The organism is uncultured Phascolarctobacterium sp., assembly GCF_937920985.1.
GTDB lineage: Bacteria > Bacillota > Negativicutes > Acidaminococcales > Acidaminococcaceae > Phascolarctobacterium_A.
Window position 1 is genome coordinate 1 of record NZ_CALDXR010000020.1, and the last position, 25651, is coordinate 25651.

Genomic DNA, 25651 nt, shown 5'->3' on the forward strand with positions numbered 1-25651 from the left:
ACGGTGGTGTGAGAGGTCGACTGCTCAAATAATGAGCAGTCTCCTACTCGATTGGCTGCCGGAACAGTATCCTTGAACAGCATCGCATAATACATAATGTTTTCTAAAATTGACAAAATTACCATTTATGTTTATAATAATAAACATAATGAGGGCGGTGATTAGAAATGAAGAAAGCTGCGTATAATATATTACCGGGAACAGAAGAAATCCTGCAGACTATGGGTGAACAAATTAAGCTTGCAAGACTCAGACGGAGTTTATCTGCTGAACTGGTTGCTGAACGTGCCGGAATCAGTCGCGCCTCTCTTTGGAAGGTTGAAAAGGGAGATCCGTCGGTAGCTATGGGTATATATGCAGCCGTCCTGCATGCCTTAAACAATCTTGATAAAGACCTGCTTCTTGTCGCTAGGGATGATGAGATGGGCAGACAACTGCAGGATCTAAATCTGATTACAAAGAAACGTGCACCAAGGAGGTCTGAATAATGGCAATAAATCAGAAAACAATATTCGTTTATGATGATTTTAGTACAGATCAGCCTGTCCTTATGGGAAGTTTATATGTAAATGTTATCAAAGGCGGAGAATCCTATTCGTTTGAATACGATAAAGGCTGGCTGAAAAAAACGGGTCTTACTCTAACTCTGGATCCAGAGCTTATGCCGTATTCCGGTAGACAGTATCCGACCGGTAAGAACATTTTTGGTTTGTTTGCAGATGCTTCTCCGGACCGCTGGGGACGCGTGCTTATGAATAAGCGTGAAAGAATTCTTGCGGAAAAGGAGGGCCGTAAGCCTTCAAAGCTTTATGATAGCGATTACCTGCTTGGTGTGTACGATGAAACCCGAATGGGCGGCATTCGCTTTAAGGTAAATCCGGAAGGTCCATTTCTTTCCGATGATAAGGAAACAGCCGCTCCACCTTGGGCTACGCTTCGCACATTGGAGGAAGCCTCCAGAAATTTTGAAAATGATGAGACCGGTTTAACTGAAAAATGGCTGAATCAGCTGATCAAGCCAGGTTCTTCTCTGGGTGGTGCCAGACCGAAGGCAACCGTAGTAGATACAAAAAATCAGCTTTGGATTGCAAAGTTCCCGTCAAAGAACGATGAAAATGATACCGGAGCTTGGGAAATTGTGGCACATGATCTTGCAGCGCTCTGCGGTCTGAATGTCCCGGAGGCTAAGCTTGAGAAGTTTTCACCACTTGGAAGCACTTTCCTGATAAAGCGTTTTGATCGTTTGGGAAGTAAGCGAGTACATTTCGCCTCGGCGATGACGTTGCTTGTTAAAAAAGATGGCGCATCCGCTGCTGATGGAAGTAGCTATCTGGACATAGCAGCCTTTATCAAGTCCTATGGTGCGCAGCCTAAGAAGGATCTAATCGAACTTTGGAAACGTATCGTGTTTAATATGGCGGTTACTAATACTGATGATCATCTGAGGAACCATGCATTTATATTGACAGACAAGGGCTGGATCCTTTCACCTTTGTATGATGTAAACCCGGTTCCTTACGGTGATGAGTTGTCTCTCAATGTGGATGAGGATGATAACAGCATCAGTATTGATCTTGCAGTGCAGACCGCTGTGAAATTTGGCATTTCAAAATCGGATGCTGAGGCGGTGGCGGAAGATATTTTGCAAATCGTCAGAGATAACTGGGAAAGAACCGCCGCCGGATATGCTCTGACCCGCAGACAAATTGAAGAAATGAGACCTGCATTCAACGCATGTTACGAATAAAATACATATTCCAATTTTAGAAAAATCTAAGAATCGGCTAAAAGACAGGGTCTGATGAAGAAAAAGCTGTTCCCATGTTTGAGTGGAAACAGCTTTTTAACTTTCAGTATTCTATTTTTTTGCCTTGTTGACCTTATCTATTCACCTTCGCCATAAACTTTTCATTATCAATAATAAAACGCTCATGCGTACCCTTACCGATAACGCCCTTGCTGTCAGCAGCACTCACCTCAAAGGTCAGCTTGCGTCCGTCAACCGCAGTCAGTTTAGCGGTAGCGGTAACACTGTCGCCCATAGCGGTAGCGCGGTCATGCGTAATATTCAGGCTGATGCCTACAGTGCCGCTGCCCTCCTCCAGATGAGCATTGACTGCAGCGCAGGCAGCCTCCTCCATCAGTGCGCACATAGCGGGAGTGGCAAAAACAGCCAAAGAGCCGCTTTTCATAGTAGCGGCAATATTAGCCTCGGTTACGGTTACGTTAGCGGTGCCGGTAAGTCCGGTATGTAAATTTGTCATGCTTAAAACCCTCTTTCAATAATCAAATCATACGCTTATATCATAAAGTATTATCGTTCTGCTGACAAGTCCTAAATGCAAGGATAAGAATTTTTTGCCTGTATATTGCAGGAATTGTTTACTTAGCGCCGAATTATAATAATATAAGCAAAATTGAAATGATAGCTGGAGGTGTATAACCATGGCTTTAGAATTTAACAAAACCTCGTATTTAAAGATTTATACAGGCGAGGATGTTCTCTTTGAGGATATTCCGCTTTATAAAGCAATTCTGCGTGAAGCACGCTCCTTAGGCCTTGCCGGCGGTACTGTTATCAAGGGTATTGAAGGCTATGCCAGCAAGGTGCGCGGCGTTGGCCGTGCGGTAAGCACATTTATCAGCGGCAATGCCAATTTCCCGGTGATTGTGGAGCTGGTAGATAAACGCGAGAACCTCGAAAAGATTCTGCCGTTTTTGGAAAAGAATGCAACCCATGCTTTGGTGGTGATGGGTGAGGCTGATTATCTGGTAACCGATTTTATGCGTAAGTCGGCAGAAGGCTACAAGGATATCAAAAACGGCTCGCCGCAGCCAAGCTACCTGCGCAAGCAGCAGGAACAACAGCAATAAGCTGATAAACCGCAGTAAAAAGATGAGGCTGCGGTTTTTTTATGGGATATAATAAGGAGGAGAATTTATGTATGATGTAGCTATTATCGGTGGCGGTCCTGCCGCAATTTTTGCCGCCTATGAGTTTGTGCTGAAGTATCCGCAGCTGAAGGTTATTATGCTGGAGGCCGGCAATGCGATTGAAAAGCGCTTCTGCCCGCTGGCAGCCAAGAAGGTCGACCACTGCATTAACTGTAACCCCTGCAGCATTATGCGCGGCTTTGGCGGTGCCGGTGCTTTTTCGGATGGCAAATATAATTTTACGACGGAATTCGGCGGCTGGCTGAACGAATATCTGCCGGAGGACAAGGTTATCGAGCTGATTGATTATGTTGATGAGCTGAATTGCCGTCATGGTGCTCCCGGTGAATATTTTTCTACCAAGAACAGCAAAATAGGCGTGCAGGCGCTGAAATACGACTTACATCTGCTGAACGCCAAGGTACGCCATCTGGGTACGGAAAACAACCTCGTGATTATGGAAAACATCCATAAGTTTTTGGAGAATAAGATTGAAATCCGTTGCAATACCGCGGTTGAAGAAATCTGCCGTCAGGAGGACGGAACCTTTGTGCTGGAGCTCAACAAGGGCGAGGCGGTGCTGTGCAAGTATCTTATTGCCGCTCCCGGCCGCGCCGGTGCGGAATGGTACACTGAGCAGTGCGCTAAGATGGGCCTTGATTTTATCAACAATCAGGTGGATATCGGCGTGCGCGTGGAGGTGCCGGCAGAGGTGTTCAAGCATATCACCGACGAGGTGTATGAGGCAAAAATTTTGTACCGTACCTCGCTTTACAATGACGTTGTGCGCACTTTCTGCATGAATCCCTATGGCTATGTAGTGGCGGAAAACACGGACGGCATTATTACGGTTAACGGCCACAGCTACCGCGACCCCAAGATGCACAGCAAGAACACCAATTTTGCGCTTTTGGTAAGCAGCAAGTTCACCGAACCCTTCCATGAGCCGTTGCAGTACGGCAAGCGTATCGCTTCCTTCTCCAACATGCTGGGAGGCGGCGTGCTGGTGCAGCGCTTCGGCGATCTGGTGAAGGGCAGACGCACGAATGAGAAGCGCATGCTCAAGAGCTTTACCAAACCGACGCTCAGTGCAACGCCGGGAGATTTAAGTTTGGTCTTGCCTAAACGCCATCTAGATGATATTATTGAAATGATTTATGCTTTGGATAAGATTGCTCCCGGTATGGCGAATGCGGATACGCTGCTTTACGGCGTAGAGGTAAAATTCTACAGCGCACGCCTCGAGCTGGACAGCAATCTGGAAACCAAGGTTGCGAATATGTTTGCGGTAGGCGACGGTGCCGGTATTACACGCGGATTATCGCAGGCGAGTGCCAGCGGTGTCTGGGCGGCGCGCGTCATTGGTGCCCGTGCCTGCGGACAGAAGAATTAAGGAAGGTGCTTTTTTAGATGAATTTTGAGTTTTTTGCGTTTCTGGTATTTATGTCTTTCGTTTCCTTTGCGGTAGCCTTTTTGGCTTATGGCATGGTAGTGCGCTTTATGGGTAAGGACGGCTTCCTCGCCCGCATGGGACAGATTATCCTGGTGCCTGCATGTATCGTTATCTATGACTTTATCACGATGGCTGCACCGCAGAGCTACCGTTATATTATCGGCAGTATTCCTCTGGTGCTGATTGCCGGCATTGCGATTTATTTCCGCTTTGTGAAGGGCGAAAACTTTGCCGAGGCTAAGGAGCAATCTCCCTCCGAGCTGGCAAAGCTGGCTGATGAACCGAAAAAGTTCAGCAAGAAATCTGCCCGCATCCACGAAAAAAGAAAAAATCGCGGCCGCGAGTAATTTCAGCAGGATTTTTTGCGCTAAAGCAGAATATATAACGTAAGAAGAAAAAAAGCCTCTTCTTGTAAAAAATATAATAAATAAATTACAACATGTGCATTATTATGGAGGTGCGTTGTTATGTTTAAAAAGATTCTTGTTCCTGTAGATGGCAGTGAAGGCTCCTGGAGAGCACTGGATACTGCTGTAGAGCTTGGCAAAAAGTTTGGCGGCGAACTGCATGTAATCAATGTAATCCAACCATATAATAATGCTGCTTTGCTGGCAGTGCCTCTGGATCACGCAACTGTAAGTCAGGGCAACAGTGAGCTGGAGAAAATCGGTGATAAGGTTCTCGAAATGGCGCAGGAGCGTCTGAGCACCTACGAAGGCGAAACCAAATTCAGCCTGGAGGTTGGCCATCCGTCCGAACGCATCATTGCTATGGCTAAAAAGACCGGCGCAGATGCAATCGTAATCGGCAGCCGTGGCCTTTCCGGTATTGCTGAATTCTTCCTTGGCAGCGTAAGCTCTAAGGTTGCTCAATATGCAAATGTACCAGTGCTGATTGTAAAATAAAATGCTGAAACGCATTATTGTACCTATTGACGGTACGGAGCATTCCTGGAGAGCATTGGAATATGCCTGTGAGCTTGTAAGCTATACGCGCGGCTCGCTGGTAATTATGACGGTGGTTTCCGGCAGAATGAAACAGCATATTGTGGAATTTGGAAGTGATTGCCTGTATGTTCAGATGGGTGATGAAGTGCTTGATGCCGCACATGCGATTCTCAGCGGCAAGAACATTGACTGCACCTATTTGCTGGAAAACGACAACGATATTGCCGAAAGCATCCTGCGCGCGGTAGGTGAGCAGGATTGTGACGGTATCGTGCTGGGCAGCAGAGGCATGGGAGTTTTGGAAGGCTTGTTCCGCAATAGTGTCAGCAGCGTCATCGTGGAAAACGCTGATGTGCCAGTGACAATTGTTAAGTAAATATGCAAAAAATTAACGAGTACGCCGGGGTTTGTCCTGTGCGTACTCGTTTTGTTATGCTTATAATTTGCTTTGGCTGATGAATCCGAGAAACTCCTTGACGTAGCTTGGCAGCAGATAATTTTTGCGGTAGATGAGATAGAGGCTGCGTTCGGAAAAAGCCTGCGGCAGCTCGAAGGCCAGCAAACGTTTTTCCTGCAGAAAGTTGTGCGCCGCCTTTTCCGAGATAATGGAAATTCCCATACCGCCGGCAACAAGGTTTTTGATGGTTTCCTGATCGTTGACGCGGGCAATAATCTGCAGCTCGTCCTCGGAAATACCGCTGTGCGCCAGAAAGTTGTCGGCCATTTTTTTGCTGCCGCTGCCCTTTTCGCGCAGAATCAGCGGCTCTCGTAAAAGCTCCGGCAGCACATTTTCCTTTTGCTGCTTATAGTGCAGAAAATGCTCGTTGACCGGCGTAATGACTACCATGCGGTCCTTGCAGAAGGGCAGGCAGCAGAAGTCGTTGTCCTCGCAGCTCATGCCGATAAAGCCAAGGTTGAACAGTCCGTCCTTCAGGCCGTTGATGATGCCTTGACTGTCACTCTGGTGAATGATGAAGTAAATATCCTGATGCAATTTGCCGAAGTCCGCCAAAAGCTGCGGCAGGATATAAGCTGAGGGGATGGTGGAGGCGCCGAGGTGGATGATGCGCCGGCTTTCGATGGAGCAGGCCTGAATCATGCGCTCCTTCAGCTCCAGAATATTCAGTGCGTATTCGTAAAGCTCGCGTCCCTTGGGTGTTATCTGCAGGCTTTTGGTGGTACGCAGAATCAGCTTGGTGTTAAGCTCGCTTTCCAGCTGGTGAATGTGCGTGCTGACGGTGGACTGCGATACGAAAAGCCTGCCTGCAGCCTGCGTGAAGCTTTCCTCCTGTACTACGGTGACAAAGCTTTGCAGCTGTTTAAAGTCCATGGGCGAGCACCTCTTCTAAAGCCTGCAGCGCGATATTGACTTCCTCTGCTGTGTTGTGCCAGCCGAAGGAAAAGCGCAGTGTGCCTGTGGGATAGGTTCCGAGCGTTTTGTGGGCGTTGGGGGCGCAGTGCAGGCCTACGCGCGTAGCGATGGCGTATCTGTCCGCTAAGATGAAGGCCAGTTCTGCGATATCTGTTATATCTGTACTGAGAGAAACAACACCTACGCGCTCGCTGCAGTTCCTTTTGCCGACGATGCGCAATAAGTTTTGCGCTTCTAATTGTTGCAGTCCGTCTAAAAACTGCTGCGTAAGCGTCAGCTCGTGCGTGCGAATTTTATCAATGTCCTGCTGCTGCAGCCAGCTGAGGGAAGCATGCAGGCCGGCGATGCCCGGTAGGTTGAGCGTGCCTGCCTCAAATTTATCCGGCATGAAGCGGGGTGTGTGCTCCGTGTGGCTGAGGCTGCCGGTGCCGCCGACAATGAGCGGTGTTATTTCGTCAATCATGCTTTCACGCAGCACAAAACCGCCGATGCCCTGCGGTGCCAAAAGTCCCTTGTGCACCGTAAAGGCGAGAGCGTCGATGTGCATTTCCTGCATATTGATGGGAACAACGCCGGCGCTTTGCGCACTGTCGACGATGAATTTCAGCTTGTGTTTTTTGCAGAAGCTGCCGATTGCTGCCAAGGGCTGCAGTGTGCCGCAGACATTGCTGGCGTGCGTCATGATGATGGCCTTGGTGTTGGGACGCACCAGCTGCGGCAAAGCGTCTAAGCACAGTGCTCCCTCCGCGTCGCAGGGGATGCGGCTGAAGGTGATGGCATCGGTGGGAGCGTTGTCAGTCGTAAGTTCTGTGCCGATTTGCTGGAGCGGACGCATGACGGCGTTGTGCTCCATAGCGGTAACAAGCACATGGTCGCCGCTGTGCAGCAGTCCCTTGATGATGGTATTCAGGCTTTCGGTAATGTTCTTCGTAAAGACAACATTTTTGCTGTCCTCACCGCCGAAAAAGCGGCAAAGCTGCTCGCGGGTGGCAAAAACAAGGTCCTCGGTAGTGGTCGCGCAGGTACCGCGGCTGATGTTGGTGCCTGCATGTGTAATATATTGATAAACTGCGTCAGCAACTGCCTGTGGCTTGGGAAAGGTAGTGCTGGCGTTGTCGAGATAAATTTGCTGCACTTTTCGTACCTCCTCATGTTACGCCTATTCTATCATATAATTATCTGAAAAGCTAATAAATCAATCAGCTTTATCTATAAATGATATTGGTATAAGCATGTGGGCTATGATATACTTTTGTCGAAAGAATATTTTGGGGAGGCTTTTTATGAAAAATGAACAAGTAACGATTGTTGCAACAGGCACGATTATCGGTCTGGTGGCAGCAATGCTGGTGTTTTTCGGCAATCCGGCCAACATGGGCCTGTGTATTGCCTGTTTTTTGCGTGATACTGCCGGCGGTTTGGGGTTACATGCCGCCAAGGCTGTGCAGTACATCCGTCCGGAAATCAGCGGTCTGGTGCTGGGCGCCTTGGCTGCAGCTTATATGCACGGAGAATTTTCGCCGAAGGGCGGCAGCTCTCCGCTGACGCGTTTTGTATTGGGCTTTTTTGCGATGATCGGCTGTCTGATGTTTTTGGGCTGTCCGTTCAGAATGCTGCTGCGTATTGCCGGCGGTGACTTGAACGCTGTTGTCGGTCTGGTTGGTTTTGCGGCAGGCATTTATGCCGGCATCTTCTTCCTGAATCGTGGCTACAGCCTGAAGCGTACCTATAAGATGACGGCGGCGGAAGGCAGCATTATGTCGGTGATTGCCGTTGTACTGTTGGTGCTGCTCGTTGCCGCACCGGCCTTCATCCACTTTACCAAGGCGGGTGGCGGCCCCGGTGCCAAACATGCGGCTGTTGCTGTGAGCCTGATTGCTGCAGTGGCAGTCGGTTATCTTACGCAGCGCACACGCTTCTGCATGATTGCCGGTATCCGCGATTTTATTCTCTTTAGAGAAACTAAAATGCTGTGGGGCTTTGTGGCTGTTGTTGCGGCAGCTGCTGCCTGCAATGTTGTGCTGACCTCCGTAACCGGCGGTGCCTTCTTCAAGGTTGGCTTTGCGGCGCAGCCTATTGCGCACACCGATGCACTGTGGAACGTGTTGGGACTTTTTCTGGCGGGTTTTGCCTGCGTACTCTTGGGCGGTTGCCCGATGCGTCAGCTGGTGCTGTCCGGCGAAGGTAACTCCGACAGCGCAGTAACTTTGCTGGGATTTATCGTGGGCGCGGCCTTTGCGCATAACTTCGGCCTGGCCTCCAGCGGCAACGGTCCTACTGCCAATGGTCAGATTGCTGTTGTTATCGGTATTATTGTTGTTACTGTGATTGCTTATCTGAATACATATAAAAAGTGAGGAAACGCTATGAAAACTATTGATGCAAGAGGACTTTCCTGTCCCGAACCTGTTATCCTGACGCGTCAGGCGATGATGAGCGGCGAGGCTGCTTATGAGGTAATCGTGGATAATAATACCTCCAAGGAAAATGTAACACGCTACGCACAGCATCAGGGCTATAAGGTTGCGGTAACGGAGCAGGACGGCGAATTTACTCTGTCCCTGAGCAAATGATGCAGTATATTGCAACGTTCTTTTCGCACTTCGGTGCGGTGCGCTTTCAGCATCTGTGCACGGAGCGCGGCTGGCAGGCGCAGGTGCGTCCTGTGCCGCGCAGCCTGAGCAGCAGCTGCGGTACCTGCGTATTTTTTAAAACAGAGGCGCTGGAAGATGCAGCGTCTTTGCAGACACCGGAGCTGGAGCAGATAGTGCGTGAGCGGGAGAATGGCTACGAGGTTTTGTATACTGCTGCCGAATAAGCGGAGGTTTGAGCTATGGAAAACGAAGTAAAGCTGACGAAGCTGGCGAGCTGTGCGGGCTGCGGGGCCAAGGTCGGTGCCGGTACGCTGTGCAATCTGTTGGCAGGCTTTCAGACGCATTATGATTCTAATCTTTTGGTAGGCTACGATAAAAGCGATGATGCCAGTGTTTATCGGGTGAGTGACGAGCTGGCGATTGTGCAGACAACAGATTTCTTTCCGCCGATTGTCGATGATCCCTTTATGTACGGACAGATTGCGGCAACAAACGCTCTGAGCGATGTTTACGCTATGGGCGGCGAACCGAAGCTGGCGCTGAATATCATGTGCATTCCCGAGAAAATGGACAAGGCAACCGTGCAGGAGATTTTGCGCGGCGGTTATGCCAAGGCCTATGAAGCAGGTGCAATTATCACCGGCGGCCACACCATTCACGGCGCGGAGCCGATTTACGGCTTGGCGGTGACAGGCTTTGTGCAGCCTGAGCGCGTGTGGAAAAACAGCGGCGCGCAGCCCGGTGACGTACTGCTGCTGACGAAGCCATTGGGCGTGGGCATTCTCACAACGGCAGCAAAGGCAGGCCTGGTAGAGCAGGCGCTGCTAGACAAGCTGTATGTGCAGATGAGTACGCTCAATAAATATGCGCATGATGTGCTTGTAAAATACAGCGTGCATGCCTGCACCGACGTAACAGGCTTTGCGCTTTTGGGACACAGTCTGGAGATGGCGCAGGGCAGCGGCGTTACCTTGCACCTTAAAGCGCAGGACGTGCCCTACCACAAGGAAGCATACGAGATGGCGGATATGGGTTTTATACCTGCCGGCGGATACCGCAACCGTGATTTTGCCGAAGCAGGTGTGCGTGTTGCGGGAGAGGTCGCGCGTGCGCTGCAGGATATTTTTTACGACCCGCAGACGAGCGGAGGCCTGCTGTGTGCTGTTCCTGCGGCGGAGGCGGAAGCTTGTCTGGCAGAGCTGCGGACTGTTGCTCCGGGTACGCGGATTATCGGCTATGTGACCGAAAAACTTGACAGTGCGATTTATCTGGAAGCATAAATATTTTCAAGATGCTGCTTAACCGGCGGCATCTTTTTTCACATTTTATTTACGCAAAAATGCTGTATACATTTATGCAGATATTTTACAAACAAGGCTGAGTAGTGTATACTAATTATATGAACCGGAAAGTTTTTCCTGTAAAAATTAAGGTCAAGTAATTTTGTGATTTCAAGAAAGAAGGGAATCCAATGGTAAAAATGAAAACAATGGACGGCAACACAGCTGCTGCGTATATTTCCTACGCATTTACCGATGTTGCTGCAATTTATCCTATTACTCCGTCCTCACCGATGGCTGAGGTTGTCGATGAATGGGCTGCCCAAGGCAAAAAGAACATTTTCGGGCAAACCGTTAAGCTGATGGAAATGCAGTCCGAGGCAGGTGCCTCCGGCGCAGTTCACGGCTCTCTGCAGGCAGGTGCACTGACTACTACCTACACCGCATCTCAAGGCTTGCTTTTGATGATTCCTAATATGTATAAAATGGCCGGCGAGCTGCTGCCCGCAGTTTTCCACGTTTCCGCACGTGCACTGGCAACAAGCTCTCTGTCTATCTTCGGTGACCATCAGGACGTTATGGCTACCCGTCAGACCGGCTTTGCTCTGTTGGCTGAAGGTAGCGTACAGGAGGTTATGGATCTGGCAGGCGTAGCACATTTGAGTGCTATCAAAGGTCGCGTACCGTTCCTGAACTTCTTCGACGGCTTCCGTACCTCCCACGAAATCCAGAAGATTGAGGTTATGGATTATGCTAATCTTGAAAAGTTGCTGGATAAGGATGCGGTAGACGCATTCCGTAAACGCGGTCTGAACCCGGATAATCCTGTTATCCGCGGCACCGCACAAAACCCGGATATTTACTTCCAGACTCGTGAGGCTGTTAACACCTATTACAATGCTCTGCCGGAAATCGTAGAGAATTACATGGGCGAAATCAGCAAGCTGACCGGCCGTGAATATCATCTGTTCAACTACTACGGCGCTGAGGATGCAGAAAATATCATCATCATCATGGGCTCTGCTTCCGAAACTGTCCGCACTGTTGTTGAAAAGCTCAACGCAGAAGGCAAAAAGGTTGGCGTACTCGTAGTTCACCTGTATCGTCCGTTCAGCATCGAGCACTTCATGGGTGCAATTCCGCAAAGCGTAAAACGTATCGCTGTACTTGACCGCACCAAAGAACCGGGCGCTTTCGGCGAACCGCTGTATCTTGATGTACGTGCTGCCTTCTATGCAAGCGACCGCAAGCCTATGATTATCGGCGGCCGTTACGGCTTGGGCTCCAAAGACCTGCTGCCCGGCGATATCGTAGCTGTATTCGATAATCTGGCAAGTGCAGAACCTAAAAACAATTTCACCATCAGCATCACTGATGATGTAACCAATACCTCTCTGCCGTGCGTCGCAGGCATTGACGTAACTCCCGCAGGCACCAAGGGCTGCAAATTCTGGGGCCTGGGCAGTGATGGTACCGTAGGCGCCAACAAGAGCGCTATCAAAATCATCGGTGACCACACCGACATGTACGCTCAAGGCTACTTCTCCTATGACAGTAAAAAATCCGGCGGCGTAACTGTTTCCCATCTGCGCTTCGGTCATACCCCGATTATGGCACCGTACCTGATTGATGCTGCCGATTTTGTTGCAGTACACAATCAGTCCTATGTTCATAAATATGATGTAACCGCAGGCCTGAAAAAAGGCGGCACCTTCCTGCTGAACTGCAACTGGAGCGCTGAGGACCTCGACGCACAGCTGCCCGGTCAGCTCAAACGCTACATCGCTAAGAACGATATTAAATTCTACATCATTGATGCTGTTAAGATTGCTCAGGAAATCGGTCTGGGCGGCCGCATCAACATGATTATGCAGTCTGCTTTCTTCAAGCTGGCTGATATTATTCCTCTGGCTGACGCTGTGAAATACCTGAAGGATGCTGTTGAGCATTCCTACGGCAAGAAGGGCCAGAATATTGTCGACATGAACAATGCTGCTATCGACAAGGGCATTGATGCTATTGTTGCTGTTGATGTTCCCGCAAGCTGGGCTGAGGCCGGCGATACTGCTGCCGAAGCTGCAACCGGCAACGAATTTGTTGACAAGCTGCTCGTTCCGATGAACAAGCTGGAGGGCGACAAGCTGCCGGTAAGCGCTTTTGCTGATTATGCTGACGGCACCTTCCCGAGCGGTACTGCCGCTTATGAAAAACGCGGCATCGCTATCGACGTACCGGAATGGCAGATGGACACCTGTATCCAATGTAACCAGTGCGCTTTCGTTTGCCCGCATGCTGCTATCCGTCCGGTTCTCATGACTGAGGAAGAAGCTGCCAAGGCTCCGGCAACTCTGCCGAGCAAGCCTGCTATCGGCGCTAAAGGCCTGATGTTCAGCATGAGCATCTCTCCGCTGGATTGCACCGGCTGCGGCAACTGCGCTCAGGTATGCCCGGCTCCGAAAGCCAAAGCTCTCGTTATGAAGCCGCTCGATACTCAGCTTGATAAAGCTGCTGCATGGGAATACAGCCAGAAGGAGGTTGCTCCGAAGGCAAATCCGCTCAACAAGAAGACCATGAAGGGTATTCAGTTCGAGCAGCCGCTGCTTGAGTTCAGCGGTGCGTGCGCAGGCTGCGGCGAAACTCCGTATGCTAAGCTCGTAACCCAGCTGGTTGGCGACCGTATGATGATTGCCAATGCAACCGGCTGTACCTCTATCTGGGGTGCATCCGCTCCGTCCATGCCGTACACCAAAAACTGCAAAGGTCATGGTCCGAGCTGGGCAAACTCCCTGTTCGAGGATAACGCTGAATATGGCTTAGGTATGTTCCTGGGCGTTAAACAATCCCGTGAGCGTGTAGAAGACATGGTAAAAGCTATGCTGGAAGGCGAGCTGCCTGAGGATCTCAAGGCTGCGCTGACCGATTGGCTGGAGCATGTCAACGACAGCGAAGGCACCCGTGAGCGTGCCGAAGCGCTGACTGCTGTACTGGAAAAATACAAAGACAACTGCGATAAATGCGCTGCTCTGTATGACGAGAAGCAATTCTTCGTTAAACGCAGCCACTGGATCTTCGGCGGTGACGGCTGGGCTTATGATATCGGCTACGGCGGTCTGGACCATGTACTGGCATCCGGCGAGAATGTCAATGTCATGGTATTCGATACCGAGGTATATTCCAACACCGGCGGTCAATCCTCCAAATCTACTCCGACTGCGGCAATCGCTAAATTTGCTGCCAGCGGCAAAAAGACCAAGAAGAAAGACCTTGGCATGATGGCTATGAGCTATGGCTATGTATATGTTGCACAGGTTGCTATGGGCGCCGACAAGAACCAGACTCTGAAGGCTATTGCCGAAGCAGAGGCTTATGATGGTCCGTCCCTGATTATTGCTTACGCACCTTGCATCAACCACGGCCTGAAGGTTGGCATGGGCTGCAGCCAGCTCGAAGAAAAACGTGCTGTTGACTGCGGTTACTGGGCAACCTACCGCTTCAATCCGGAACTGAAGGAGCAAGGCAAGAATCCGTTCATTCTGGACAGCAAAGAGCCTACCGCAAACTTCCGTGACTTCCTCATGGGCGAAGTTCGTTTCAGCTCCCTGCAGAAGATGTTCCCGGATACTGCGGAAGCATTGTTCGAGAAGACCGAGAAAGACGCTATGACTCGTCTGGACGGCTACAAAAAGCTGGCAGGCAAGGAATAAAATTCTTGCTTAATAAAAAATAAGCCGTGCTGCGTAAGCGGCACGGTAAAAAGAAAAATAAAGAACTCTCTATGTGCTCTGTTCATGCAGTGCTTCGTAGGGAGTTCTTTTTATGCTTCAAAACAAACAAAATCCCGGCATGGCTTCTTCAAAAACCATAACCGGGATTTTTTCGTCAAGAAATTAAGCAGCGTCTTATTTTACCAGTGCTGCCAACGCTTCCTTATCGTGCAGGCCGACTGCGGATTTTACCAGCTTGCCGCTTTTGAAAACCAACAGGCTGGGGATGCTCATGATAGCAAATTTTTCTGCCAGCTCCGGATTATCATCAACGTTGCATTTGGTAATCTTGATATCGCTGTGCTCCTGAGCAAAGGCTTCCAGAATCGGAGCTTGCATACGGCAGGGGCCGCACCAGGATGCCCAAAAATCAACGAGAACTGTTTGGGTAGAATTGGTAACCTCCTGCTCAAAGTTTGCTGTAGTAATTTCTAATGCCATAATTATCACTCCTTCAGTGTTTTTGTAAAAATTTTGGTTATTTATTGCTGTTTTCGTCTGTCTTATGTTGGCGCAAAAACTTTAACGCTGTCAGGCCTGCGCGTGCGCCCTCGTGTACTGCCTTAGCCACCTGCATCAAGCCTCCAGTGCAGTCGCCGGCAGCGAAAAGTCCGGGGATGTTAGTCGCTCCGTCGCCGTCGATACGGATGAAGCGTCCGTTCAGCTCTGCGCCGAGCTTGCGCGCCATATCGGTGCTGTCTGCTGTGCCTAAGGCAATGAACAAGCCGTCAACGGCCAACGTACTGCCGTCGGTAAAGCGGATGCTGCTGAGCTTGCCGTTGCCTTCAATTGCTTGCAGCACAGAGGTGTTTACCTCAAAGCCTGCAGCCTTGGCTGCGTCACCGCTTTGTCCGTTGGTCAGGATAGTGACGCTGCCTGCCAGCTGCTTAAGATAAGCCGCCTCGTGCAAAGCATAGGCACCGTTGCCCAAGACTGCAACATTTTTCTTACGGAAGAAGAAGCCGTCGCAGACGGCGCAGTAGCTTATGCCCTTGCCCTCCAGCTCGATAAGACCGGGAAGGTTGAGCGTAATATTCTTGCTGCCGGTAGCCAGAATAAGTGCTTCTGTCTGCAGCTGCTCGTCTGTGTTTTTCAAACTGAGCGTGAAGCGGTCAGTGTATTCAACGCCGAGAACCTCATCCTGCAAAATTTCTACGCCCAGCGAGCGTGCCTGCTCCAGTCCTGCTGCATAGAGCTTGGCTCCGGAAGCGGCAATGCCGTAATAGTTGTCGATTTTATGTGCCTTGGCCAGTGCGCCGGGGCCGTTTTCAATGATGCATACCTTTTGACCGGCGCGCGCCAGATAAAGAGCGGCACTTACTCCGGCGGGACCGCCGCCGATAATAATCGCTTGCTTAATGTTGTTAGTCATAGGCAGCCTCCTGTCAATGTAAACTGAGATAAAATGGAAAATTATTCTTTATTTTATTATAACTCAGTTTGCAAAATTTTTTTGCAAAATAATAGTGAATTAGCAGCCGGCAGAGTTACTGTTATCTTTTGGCTTATCAGCTTTGGATTGTGCTTTGACAGACTGCTCGGTAACATTTTCCTGCAGCGGAGTTTCAAAATAAAGACTGGTGCTGGGGAAGGCGCAGCTTACGCCGACTTCTTCAAGAAGCTCCAATGTATGCAGGTTGATTTCCTGCATAATGTTGAGGTATTCGAGGTGCTTGCCCGTTTTGGCGTAGCAGACAACACGTATATCAAGGCTGCTGCTGTTGTAGGTGACGAAATGAACACGCACATCCTTTTCGTCAATAAGCGTGAGATCCTCCAGATAATTTTTTAGCTTGAAGATAAATTCCTCGATTTGAGCAGCCGTTGTACCGTAGGTCAGGCCAAGCGTAAAGTCGATGCGGCGACGTTCGCGCAGCGTATAGTTGGTAATCGGCGTGTTGCTGAGGAGGGAGTTCGGAATATAAACAAGCTCCTGCGGAAAGGTGCGGATACAGGTGCTGCGGAAGGAAACGCTTTCTACGATGCCTTCGATGCCGTTGGCTTTAATCCAGTCGCCGATTTTAAAGGGCTTGTCGAGTAGGATAATCATACTGCCGAAAACGTTGGCCAACGCATCCTTGGCTGCAAATGCAACGGCCAAAGAGCCGATACTGAGGGAGGCGATGAAGGCGCTGATATCATAATTCCATTCGCGGGCCACGGTTACGAAGCCCAGCATGATAATAATCATACGGAAAATGGTCGCAAGAATGTTGGCGATGGCTTCATCGGTCTGGATACCGAATCTTTCCAGCAAATCGAAGAAAAGGCCGTGCGTTGTATCAATCAGGTTATACAGGCCCCAGAAAAAGTTAGTGACAATGATCGTGCGCAGGATGCGGTCGGTAAAGCTTACATCATGCATTGACGCCAATGGCGACAGGTTGATTGCCGCATAGAACGCGATAATAAAGAGCGCAATGTTGATAGGTGTTTCAAAGGCGTTAAGAAAATCTTCGCCGTAGCTGAAGGATACCTTGTTATTCAGACGGCGTAAAAGGCGGATGAAAAAGTTTTTATAAATGTAGCGGACAACGGTAAAGAAAAGAAAGGCACTTATGGAAGGGTACCAGGGTTTAAGAGTAAGCAATATATCGTTCACGAGGGAACCTCCTTGGTTAAGAATGTTTCAGCATAACTAATTTTAGCATTTTCTGCGATACCGCACAACGATTTTACATTTATTTCTAATTCTCGTGACACTTTAGTAAACTTGTATGTTTATGGATGTGGTATAATTAATACAATATAAATAGACGGAGGCGTGTTATGGAACTGCTGGTTGAGCGTACATTTGCAATCTTCATAGCTATATCGGGACCGATACTGACAATATTCGACCTTCCGGGAAATACTTTGCTTTTACTGACATCGTTGATGTTTGCTTTTTTTGATGAGGTACTTTATTTTAACGGCAGACTGCTGTCTGCTATGGTGCTCATTTATGCTTTGGGTGAATTTTGGGAGTTCTGCGTCGGCCTTTTCGGCATCAAACGCAGTAAAGTGTCTTGGTTCGCGGTTATTTTCATTGCCTTGGGAAGCTTTGCCGGCACTCTGCTTGGTACATTGATTTTTCCGATATTAGGCTCGTTGCTCGGCGGTATGGCAGGTGCCTTTGCGGCTGCGTTTGCCTATGAGCTGGCGCGTACAGGTATTTCGGCTGATGCTATGCATTTGGCTTGGACGGCAGCAAAGATGCGCTTTTTAGCGATTATGGGAAAACTGGCAGCAGGTATTGCTTTAGCTGCACTGCTTTTGAAGCAGGTAGTGTTTTTTTAAAATATATAATTTAATGAGAGGTGTACAATATGGAATTTACTTTCGCACATAACAACTTTAACGTGTTGGATTTGGAAAAAAGCCTGAAGTTTTACGAGGAGGCTTTGGGGCTGAAGGAAGACCACCGCAAGGAGGCTACGGACGGTAGCTTTATTCTGGTATATCTGACGGATGGCAAAACTCCGCATCTGCTGGAGCTTACCTGGCTGCGTGACCGCAATGAGGCTTATAATCTGGGCGAAAATGAATTCCATCTGGCATTTTTGGTAGATGATTACGAAGCAGCGCACGCTAAGCATAAGGAAATGGGCTGCATTTGCTACGAAAATCCTGCTATGGGAATTTACTTTATTACCGATCCTGATAATTATTGGCTGGAAATTGTACCGAAGAACAAATAAGCGCATAAATAAGCGTTAAGGTCCGGGAGGTAGATGACATGAAACAAAAGCTGTGTCTGCATGGGCTGGAAGTAAAAAACCAGGCGCAGCTGCTTAATCTTGTGAAAAGGCTGCTGCCTGGCAGTACCGTCAAGGTAAAAATCAAAGAAAAATATTTTAATGATAATGATATGTACAAATATCGCCTGACGCGTTTTACGCCGGAAGATATGGACGGCGTACGCTTGTATTGTGCCTGGGGTACACTGCTTGTGAGCGATAAGCTGTTGGCGATAGCGGATATTATTATTGAATTTGAATGTCATAATGCGGAAGCGGCAAAAGCTGTTGACAGTCTGCTGCAGAAGCTGCTGGCCTCCAAAACAAAATTTGTGTTGGAAGAGCCGGACTTTTCACAGCGTCTTGACCAGCTGCGAGGCTGCTTTGACCAAAAGCAGCTGGCAGCCTACGATGCGGACAGTGCTATGAGTCTTTTGTATTGCCATCTTCCGTGGCAGGTTTATTATGTAAGCAAGCTGTGGCAGGAGGTTTTGAGCCGCGGCCCGGAACGCAGCCTGATGCGTCAGCTGCGCGTCAAGCTCAGGCGCTTGCGCTCGCTGCTGACGTTATGCAAGCCGCTGCTGCCTGAGCAGGAGGCTTTGCACTGGCAGGGAGTGCTGAAGGCGCGCACTAATCTTTTGGGTGATGTGCGTGAGTATGATGTAGCGCTGCAAATCTGTTCACGCCTGCAGCGCAGCCGGGAGCAGGCGGAGGTAGTGTTGCCGCAGCTTACGGCGCTATTGACGCAGTTGCGCGGTACGGCGGCAGCTAAAGCACTGCGCGGACTGAGGCTGAACCGCCTGACGCTGGAGCTGGCTCAGTTACTTTTATGGCTGTATAGTGCGCCTGCGCCTGAAAAGGAGCCTGCATTGGCCGAGTTTTTATCGCGTCGTTTCGGTAATTGGTATGATAAGCTGCTGGAGCTGCCGGAAAAATATCCTGACCTGCATAATATGGAGCAGCTGCATCGCATCCGCATCAAGCTCAAGCGCTTCCGCTATGCGCTGCAGAGCGTGCCGGAGCTGGCTCCGGAAGCACGCCTCTTGCGCAGTCTGAAGTATCTGCAAGATATGCTGGGACTGCTGCATGATGATTATATCAACACGTTGATGGTGGAACGTCTGGTGGCGGCGAATCCCAAGATTAAGGAGCTGCGTTATGAGGCGGCCTTGTTCAGCGGTTGGGAGCAGGCCAAGGCTGATGCGGCGCTGGAAGCGTTGCCGCAGCAGTGGGAAGCCTTCAGCAGTCAGCTGACGGAGTGGAAGAATAAAAATCTGTAATTGCTTTGGCTTTGTGAAACAATGCAAATAAGATTGTAAAGTTTTTATGGCGGTGCTTGCACTTGCAGGCGCGAAAGACTATAATTAAACACATATTAAGCATATGGGAGGAGAGTTTTCCATGAAAAAAATATTAATGCTGGTTACAATGGTTATGATGCTGGCTTTCAGCGCAGTTTGCAGCGCATCCAACGGCAAGGTGCTGGACGCAGAGGAAGCTATTGTTGACAAATTTATCAACGGTGGCAACTACAAGGCAGTTACTTCTATGATGACCGAGGATATGCAAAAGAACTGGGACGAAAAGGCATACAATAATCTGCATGCACAGCTTGCTAAAGACTTCGGCAAGCTGACCACCAACCAACTGCTGGTTGTTGAAAAGCACAATGGCGCTGACGTTCTGCTGTATCATGTCGCAACCGATAAAATGCCTGCTGCCCGCTTCGTATATCTTTTCAAGCTGAACGGCGAGAAACCCTTGCTGAATGATTTCAGTGTAATGCTCCCGCAGAAAAAAGAAGCAGCTAAGGAAGAAGCTAAAAAATAAAATTTCAGATAAAAAACTGACGACAGAGCTATACTAAGGCAGTATACTCTGTCGTTTTTGGTTGAATTTTTGAAGCTGATGCGATTGGAACCGGCGCACTTCCTTATGCTATTTCTTGACTGTACTTTATAGCTGTTATATAATATTGAAGAATAAAAGAGGTCTTTTTTAGTGCAGAGAAGTTGAATGGCATTAGATTGACAAAAATCTTGCAGGGCTTGCGACCTTTCGATCATAATGGTGTGGCGAAATGGTGCAGGCTCTATCTTGTTTATGGAGGCACGTACTATGCAGCCGGTAAAAATTCGTATTTTGAGTACAACGAAGGATGAGGGTAGTGAGGCTCAGGCTTCTGAACAAAAGTATACGGGTATGATGACGGAAAAGGGCGGCAAATACTACGTAATCTACCAAGAAGATGAACAATCTGGTCTTGATAACACGAAGACGACGCTTAAATGGGATGATGAGCACGTCATTGTCATGCGCAGCGGCAGTGTTGATCACAGACAGGAGTTTCGCCGTGGTTACGTAGACAAAAGCCTTTATCAGACACCTTATATGAAAATTCCTCTGACGACGGAAACAAGCTATGTATATACCCATTTCCGCAATGGTTTGTGGGAGCTGGAAATGGAATATACACTGTATCACGATGAGAAACCTTATGGTGAGATGAAGATTTTAATTGAGGTTGAGGAAATTTAATATGAAAATTGGCTTTGATAATCAAAAATATTTAACCATGCAATCTGAGCATATCAGAGAGCGCATCAGTAAATTCGGTGATAAGCTTTATCTGGAATTCGGCGGCAAGCTGTTTGATGATTACCATGCTTCCCGCGTACTGCCTGGCTTTGCTCCGGACAGTAAGCTGCAGATGCTTCTGCAGCTTGCAGATCAGGCAGAAATGATTATTTCCATTAATGCTGATGATATTGAAAACAACAAGGTGCGTCATGATCTGGGACTGACATATGATCTGGACGTACTGCGTCTGGTAAAGGTTTACCGTTCCAAGGGACTTTATGTCAGCAGTGTTGTTATTACGCAATATAAGGGCCAAAAATCCATCGAAAGCTTCAAGAATAAGCTGGAGGCTTTGGATATCAAGGTTTATTACCATTATCCGATTGAGGGCTATCCGCATAATGTGGAGCATATTGTCAGCGATGCTGGCTATGGCCAGAACGATTATGTAGAAACTACACGTCCGCTGGTAGTTGTTACTGCTCCCGGACCTGGCAGCGGCAAGATGGCAACCTGCCTGTCGCAGCTGTATCATGAAAACAAACGCGGCATTAAGGCCGGTTATGCTAAATTCGAAACCTTCCCCATCTGGAATCTGCCTCTGAAGCATCCTGTCAATATGGCATACGAGGCTGCTACGGCAGACCTGCAGGATGTTAATATGATTGATCCCTTCCATTTGGAGGCTTATGGCGTAACCACGGTAAATTATAACCGTGACGTCGAAATTTATCCCGTACTTGCAGCAATCTTTGAAGGTATTTATGGCTATTGCCCGTACAAATCGCCTACTGATATGGGCGTTAACATGGCAGGCAACTGCATCTGTGATGATGAGGTCTGCTGTGAGGCTTCCCGTCAGGAAATTATCCGCCGCTATTATCAGTCCCTGAACCGTCTGGCATTGGATGAGGCCAGCAAGCAGGAGGTTTATACGCTGGAGCTGCTGATGAAGCAGGCTAAGGTCAGCGTAAATGACCGCCGTGTTGTTACCGTAGCCAAGCAGGTTGCGGAAGAACGCAAGTGCGCTGTTATTGCGCTGGAGCTTGCCGATGGCAGAATTGTTACCGGCAAAACTACGGATTTGCTGGGACCTGCCAGTGCCGTACTGTTGAATGCAATTAAGGAATTGGGCGGCATTGCCGATGAAATGCACCTGATTTCGCCGACCTATATCAATCCGATTCAGAATCTGAAGACGCGCTACCTTGGCAGCAGCAATCCGCGCCTGCATATGGATGAGGTGCTGATAGCGCTTTCCATGTGCGCCGCAACGGACAGTCTGGCCAAGCTGGCACTGGAAAAGCTGCCGGAGCTGAAGGGCTGTCAGGCACATTCCACCGTTATGCTGACAGAGGGAGATTTCAAGGTATTCAAAAAGCTGGGCGTTGAACTGACTAATGACCCTATTTACGAAACAAAATAAGCAATAAATAAAGAGAAGGAGAGATTTTGCTTTGGATATAAAGGATTTATTAGCCGCTGCCATTAAAGATGCAGCGCAAAAAGCTATCGATAATGGCACTTTGAAACCGGGTGCACTGCCCGAGGTTATGCTGGAGGTTCCGCCGCAAAAGGAATTCGGCGATTTTGCAACCAACTTTGCTATGCAGTCTGCCCGCAGCCTGCACTGTGCACCGCGTCAGATTGCACAGGCTGTTGTCGATAATCTGGACTGTGCTTCCGTAGATAAAATGGAAATTGCCGGCCCCGGCTTCATCAATTTCTATCTGAAACAAAACTGGACCGCTGATTTGCTGGCAGGCATTCTGGCTGCCGGTGAAAACTACGGCAATCTGCCTGCTAACGGCTTAGGCCGCGTTCAGGTTGAATATGTAAGCGCTAACCCCACCGGCCCGCTGCATGTAGGCCATGCCCGCGGTGCCGCAGTCGGCAGTGCTATGGTTAACCTGCTGCGTGCTGCAGGCTATGATGTTGAAAGCGAATATTATATCAATGATGCCGGCAATCAGATGAACAATCTGGCAGCTTCTGTCAATGCACGTTATCTGCAGCTGTTGAAGCTGGAGGAAATGGGCGGCGTTCCTGCCGACCTGACCGTTAAACAGTTGGATGAAATGCCGACTGGCATTCCTTTCCCGGAAAACGGCTACCATGGCTATGACATCATTGAAACCGCTCAGCGCATTATCCGTATCTATGGCAAGGAATTCGTTGCTTTAGAGGAAAAAGAGCGTCTGGCAAAATTCCTGGAAATTGCTTATAAAGAAAAGCTGGCAGGCCTGAAAGAGGATCTGGAAGCCTTTGGCGTAACCTTCGATGTATGGTTCAGCGAGCAATCATTGCATGATGCCGACAAAATCCGCGAGGCCTGCAAATTCCTTGAGGAAAAAGGCTGCGTTTATGAAAAGGATGGCGCAAAATGGTTTAAATCCACCGCTTACGGCGATGATAAGGACCGCGTTGTTATCCGTGACAACGGCGTTTCCACCTACTTTGCTGCCGATATTGCATATCACCGCAACAAATTCGAGCGCGGCTTCGACCGCATCATCAACCTGTGGGGCGCTGACCACCATGGTTATATTGCCCGCGTGAAGGCTGCTGTAAGTGCTATGGGCTTTGATGCTGATAAGCTGGAGGTGCTGCTGCTGCAAATGGTACGCCTGTACCGCAATGGCGACATCGTTAAGCTGTCCAAGCGTACCGGTGAAACCATCACTCTGCGCGAGCTGATGGATGAGGTTGGCGTTGATGCAGCGCGTTACTTCTTCTGCATGCGCTCCTTAGACAGCCAGTTGGATTTTGATATGACTCTGGCTACCGAAAAATCCAATGAGAACCCGGTTTATTATATCCAATATGCGCATGCGCGTATCTGCAGCATTGCCCGTCAGCTTGCTGAAGCAGGTATTGAGGCTGTAGCTCTTGATGAGCTGAAGCTGGATACTTTGCAGGCTCCTGAAGAGCTGGCGCTTGTTAAAAAGCTGGGCGAATATCCGGAACTGCTTGCCCGTGCAGCCCGCGAACGCGCTGTACATCATGTGGCAACCTATACCTACGAGCTGGCAACTTTGTTCCACTCCTTCTATAACCAATGCCGTATTCTGGGCGTAGATACAGAGTTACAACAAGCCCGCATTGCTTTGGTGAAGGCAGTTGGTCACACCATCCGTCATGCTTTGGGTATTCTGGGCGTTTCTGCTCCGGAAAGAATGTAATTTAAGAAATTCTTTTGCAGGTGGCAGAGTCCGTGAGGCTTTGCCGCCTGCAGTGAGTTTAGATACAATTTAATATTTTTATTATGTTGTAGCATTTTATGTAATCTGAGGGGGTTAAAAATCATGACTACTAATACTAAGTACATTTTTGTGACAGGCGGCGTTGTTTCTTCGTTGGGTAAGGGCATTACTGCTGCGTCCCTGGGACGTTTGCTGAAAAGTCGCGGCTATAGGGTTACTATCCAAAAGTTCGACCCGTATATCAATATTGACCCGGGTACAATGAGCCCGTATCAGCATGGCGAGGTTTTTGTAACCGACGACGGTGCGGAAACTGACCTTGACTTGGGACATTACGAACGCTTTATTGATATCAACCTGTCCAAAAACTCCAATACGACCACAGGCAAGATTTACCAGAGTGTAATAAATAAAGAACGCCGTGGCGATTATCTTGGCGGTACCGTACAGGTTATTCCTCATATCACAAATGAAATCAAAGAGCGTGTTTTCCGCGTAGGCCAACAGGATAATGCCGACTTCGTTATTACGGAAATTGGCGGCACTGTAGGCGATATTGAAAGCCTGCCGTTTTTGGAAGCCATCCGTCAGGTAAAAAAGGATGTCGGCAAGAACGATGTGCTTTATATTCACGTTACGCTGGTGCCTTATATTTCCGCAGCCGGTGAGCTGAAAACCAAACCGACTCAGCATAGCGTTAAAGAGCTGCGCAGTATCGGTATTTCACCGGATATCCTGGTTTGCCGCAGTGAAAAGCCTATTTCCAAGGAAATGCGTGAGAAAATGGCTATGTTCTGCGACGTAGATCCGGACGCAGTTATCCAAAACCTTACTGCAAGAAGTATTTACGAAGTACCGATGCTCATGGAGGAGCAGGGACTTGATACCATTGTTCTGCGCAAGCTGGCAATGGAGGACAAGCCGAAGGATATGCAGGGCTGGCATGATATGGTGGCCCGCATTCTGAAAAAATATAAAAAGAAGGTAACTATCGCCGTAGTCGGCAAATATGTTGCTTTGCAGGATGCTTATATTTCTATTACGGAATCCTTGCGTCATGCAGCAGTTGCCAATGAAGCCGAGCTTGATATCCATTGGGTAAATGCAGAAGAAATTGAAGCAGATGACACTGATATGGCTAAGGTGATGGCCGGTGTTGACGGCATTCTGGTGCCGGGTGGCTTCGGTAACCGCGGTATTGAAGGCAAGATTAAGGCTATTCAATATGCACGTGAGCACAAGATACCGTTCTTCGGTATCTGCCTGGGCATGCAGTGCGCAGTAATTGAATTTGCCCGTCACGTCTGCGGTATGGCTGATGCCAACAGCTCGGAGTTCAATCCGAACAGCACACATCCTGTTATCGATCTGATGCCTGAACAGATTGATGTTGAGGATTTGGGCGGTACGATGCGTCTGGGACTGTATCCGTGTAAGGTTTATCCCGATACGCTGACCAGCAAGGCTTACAATGCAGAGCTGATTTACGAACGTCATCGTCATCGTTATGAGTTTAATAATGCTTTCCGTGAGAAAATTGTGGACAAGGGCTTAGTTCTTGGCGGCACACTGCCTAATGGCCGCCTGGTAGAGATTGTGGAATTGCCTGAGAGCGAGCATCCCTGGTTCCTCGGTGCGCAGTTCCATCCGGAATTCAAATCACGTCCGACAAATCCACATCCGTTGTTCAGAGATTTTGTAGGTGCAGCTGTAAAGCACCATCAATAAAGGTTGAGCTTAAAATGTCAGGTGCTTCAGCTTTTCTCTAGGTGAAGTCGCTATGCTGCTTTGGCCTCAGCTGTGAC

Annotated in this window: 26 protein-coding genes; 20 read left to right on the plus strand and 6 right to left on the minus strand. The window is 48.9% G+C overall.

Going from position 1 to position 25651, the window contains the following annotated elements; all coding sequences use genetic code 11:
- Positions 1-167: 167 nt before the first annotated feature.
- Positions 168-488, plus strand: coding sequence for a helix-turn-helix domain-containing protein (locus tag Q0612_RS03505; protein WP_021720337.1), 321 nt, complete (start codon positions 168-170; stop codon positions 486-488).
- Positions 488-1747: a type II toxin-antitoxin system HipA family toxin gene (locus Q0612_RS03510; RefSeq protein WP_298880818.1), complete on the plus strand. Its 1260-nt coding sequence runs from the start codon at positions 488-490 to the stop codon at positions 1745-1747. The genes Q0612_RS03505 and Q0612_RS03510 overlap by 1 nt, the downstream gene beginning before the upstream one ends.
- Before the next feature lie 133 nt (positions 1748-1880).
- Here Q0612_RS03510 and Q0612_RS03515 read toward each other — a convergent pair whose 3' ends face one another.
- Positions 1881-2264, minus strand: coding sequence for a thioesterase family protein (locus Q0612_RS03515; protein WP_293807078.1), 384 nt, complete (start codon positions 2262-2264; stop codon positions 1881-1883).
- A 181-nt stretch (positions 2265-2445) separates the two neighbouring features.
- Between Q0612_RS03515 and Q0612_RS03520 the strand changes: the two genes are divergently transcribed.
- The 5 genes from Q0612_RS03520 (at position 2446) to Q0612_RS03540 (ending at position 5710) form a co-directional block, all read left to right on the plus strand.
- A complete protein-coding gene (locus Q0612_RS03520; RefSeq protein WP_298880823.1) occupies positions 2446-2874 on the plus strand; it encodes a DUF190 domain-containing protein in 429 nt (142 codons plus the stop codon).
- A 67-nt stretch (positions 2875-2941) separates the two neighbouring features.
- The gene (locus Q0612_RS03525; RefSeq protein WP_298880826.1) at positions 2942-4327 is read left to right on the plus strand and encodes an NAD(P)/FAD-dependent oxidoreductase; all 1386 of its coding nucleotides are present in this window, start codon (positions 2942-2944) and stop codon (positions 4325-4327) included.
- A gap of 17 nt (positions 4328-4344) precedes the next feature.
- On the plus strand, positions 4345-4734 hold the full coding sequence (locus Q0612_RS03530; protein WP_210683747.1) for a hypothetical protein: 390 nt from the start codon (positions 4345-4347) through the stop codon (positions 4732-4734).
- Between the two features lie 120 nt (positions 4735-4854).
- Positions 4855-5292, plus strand: a complete 438-nt coding sequence (locus Q0612_RS03535) for a universal stress protein (RefSeq protein WP_009146008.1) — start codon at positions 4855-4857, stop codon at positions 5290-5292.
- Position 5293: 1 nt separating this feature from the next.
- Positions 5294-5710, plus strand: a complete 417-nt coding sequence (locus tag Q0612_RS03540) for a universal stress protein (protein ID WP_298880836.1) — start codon at positions 5294-5296, stop codon at positions 5708-5710.
- A 60-nt stretch (positions 5711-5770) separates the two neighbouring features.
- Here the strand turns inward: Q0612_RS03540 and Q0612_RS03545 are convergent, their stop codons facing one another.
- Both Q0612_RS03545 and Q0612_RS03550 read right to left on the minus strand, forming a co-directional pair.
- Positions 5771-6664 carry a selenium metabolism-associated LysR family transcriptional regulator gene (locus tag Q0612_RS03545; protein WP_298880838.1) on the minus strand — a complete coding sequence of 298 codons (894 nt, stop codon included), beginning with the start codon at positions 6662-6664 and terminating at the stop codon, positions 5771-5773.
- Complete coding sequence (locus tag Q0612_RS03550) at positions 6654-7841, minus strand: aminotransferase class V-fold PLP-dependent enzyme (protein WP_298880842.1); 1188 nt, start codon at positions 7839-7841, stop codon at positions 6654-6656. The genes Q0612_RS03545 and Q0612_RS03550 overlap by 11 nt, the downstream gene beginning before the upstream one ends.
- Positions 7842-7989: 148 nt before the next feature.
- On the opposite strand from Q0612_RS03550, the gene yedE reads away from it, so the two are divergent.
- From yedE to nifJ, 5 genes are all read left to right on the plus strand, one after another.
- Positions 7990-9063: a YedE family putative selenium transporter gene (yedE, locus tag Q0612_RS03555; RefSeq protein ID WP_298880844.1), complete on the plus strand. Its 1074-nt coding sequence runs from the start codon at positions 7990-7992 to the stop codon at positions 9061-9063.
- Between the two features lie 9 nt (positions 9064-9072).
- Positions 9073-9279, plus strand: a complete 207-nt coding sequence (locus Q0612_RS03560) for a sulfurtransferase TusA family protein (protein ID WP_009146013.1) — start codon at positions 9073-9075, stop codon at positions 9277-9279.
- Positions 9276-9524 carry a DUF3343 domain-containing protein gene (locus Q0612_RS03565; RefSeq protein WP_293392637.1) on the plus strand — a complete coding sequence of 83 codons (249 nt, stop codon included), beginning with the start codon at positions 9276-9278 and terminating at the stop codon, positions 9522-9524. Before Q0612_RS03560 ends, Q0612_RS03565 begins: the two co-directional genes overlap by 4 nt.
- Positions 9525-9539: 15 nt before the next feature.
- On the plus strand, positions 9540-10580 hold the full coding sequence (gene selD / locus Q0612_RS03570) for a selenide, water dikinase SelD (protein ID WP_298880849.1): 1041 nt from the start codon (positions 9540-9542) through the stop codon (positions 10578-10580).
- Between the two features lie 191 nt (positions 10581-10771).
- Complete coding sequence (nifJ, locus tag Q0612_RS03575; protein ID WP_298880852.1) at positions 10772-14284, plus strand: pyruvate:ferredoxin (flavodoxin) oxidoreductase; 3513 nt, start codon at positions 10772-10774, stop codon at positions 14282-14284.
- 195 nt (positions 14285-14479) lie between these two features.
- On the opposite strand, the gene trxA is transcribed toward nifJ, so the two are convergent.
- The 3 genes from trxA to Q0612_RS03590 form a co-directional block, all read right to left on the minus strand.
- Positions 14480-14785, minus strand: a complete 306-nt coding sequence (gene trxA, locus Q0612_RS03580) for a thioredoxin (RefSeq protein ID WP_009146017.1) — start codon at positions 14783-14785, stop codon at positions 14480-14482.
- A gap of 37 nt (positions 14786-14822) precedes the next feature.
- The gene (locus Q0612_RS03585) at positions 14823-15716 is read right to left on the minus strand and encodes an NAD(P)/FAD-dependent oxidoreductase (protein ID WP_298880855.1); all 894 of its coding nucleotides are present in this window, start codon (positions 15714-15716) and stop codon (positions 14823-14825) included.
- Positions 15717-15815: 99 nt separating this feature from the next.
- The gene (locus Q0612_RS03590; protein WP_298880857.1) at positions 15816-16946 is read right to left on the minus strand and encodes a mechanosensitive ion channel family protein; all 1131 of its coding nucleotides are present in this window, start codon (positions 16944-16946) and stop codon (positions 15816-15818) included.
- A gap of 167 nt (positions 16947-17113) precedes the next feature.
- Here Q0612_RS03590 and Q0612_RS03595 point away from each other — a divergent pair, with 167 nt between their 5' ends.
- From Q0612_RS03595 to Q0612_RS03630, 8 genes are all read left to right on the plus strand, one after another.
- Complete coding sequence (locus tag Q0612_RS03595) at positions 17114-17623, plus strand: DUF456 family protein (RefSeq protein ID WP_021720320.1); 510 nt, start codon at positions 17114-17116, stop codon at positions 17621-17623.
- 29 nt (positions 17624-17652) lie between these two features.
- Positions 17653-18024, plus strand: coding sequence for a VOC family protein (locus tag Q0612_RS03600; RefSeq protein WP_298880867.1), 372 nt, complete (start codon positions 17653-17655; stop codon positions 18022-18024).
- A 38-nt stretch (positions 18025-18062) separates the two neighbouring features.
- Complete coding sequence (locus tag Q0612_RS03605; protein ID WP_298880870.1) at positions 18063-19343, plus strand: CHAD domain-containing protein; 1281 nt, start codon at positions 18063-18065, stop codon at positions 19341-19343.
- Between the two features lie 121 nt (positions 19344-19464).
- Positions 19465-19893 carry a hypothetical protein gene (locus tag Q0612_RS03610; protein WP_298880873.1) on the plus strand — a complete coding sequence of 143 codons (429 nt, stop codon included), beginning with the start codon at positions 19465-19467 and terminating at the stop codon, positions 19891-19893.
- A 288-nt stretch (positions 19894-20181) separates the two neighbouring features.
- Positions 20182-20601, plus strand: coding sequence for a DUF1934 domain-containing protein (locus Q0612_RS03615; RefSeq protein WP_298880876.1), 420 nt, complete (start codon positions 20182-20184; stop codon positions 20599-20601).
- A gap of 1 nt (position 20602) precedes the next feature.
- Entirely contained in the window at positions 20603-22069 is a 1467-nt protein-coding gene (locus Q0612_RS03620; protein WP_021720315.1) for a DUF1846 domain-containing protein, read from the plus strand.
- Between the two features lie 31 nt (positions 22070-22100).
- Positions 22101-23825: an arginine--tRNA ligase gene (gene argS, locus Q0612_RS03625; RefSeq protein WP_298880880.1), complete on the plus strand. Its 1725-nt coding sequence runs from the start codon at positions 22101-22103 to the stop codon at positions 23823-23825.
- Between the two features lie 123 nt (positions 23826-23948).
- Positions 23949-25574: a CTP synthase gene (locus tag Q0612_RS03630; protein ID WP_293724030.1), complete on the plus strand. Its 1626-nt coding sequence runs from the start codon at positions 23949-23951 to the stop codon at positions 25572-25574.
- Positions 25575-25651 lie beyond the last annotated feature (77 nt).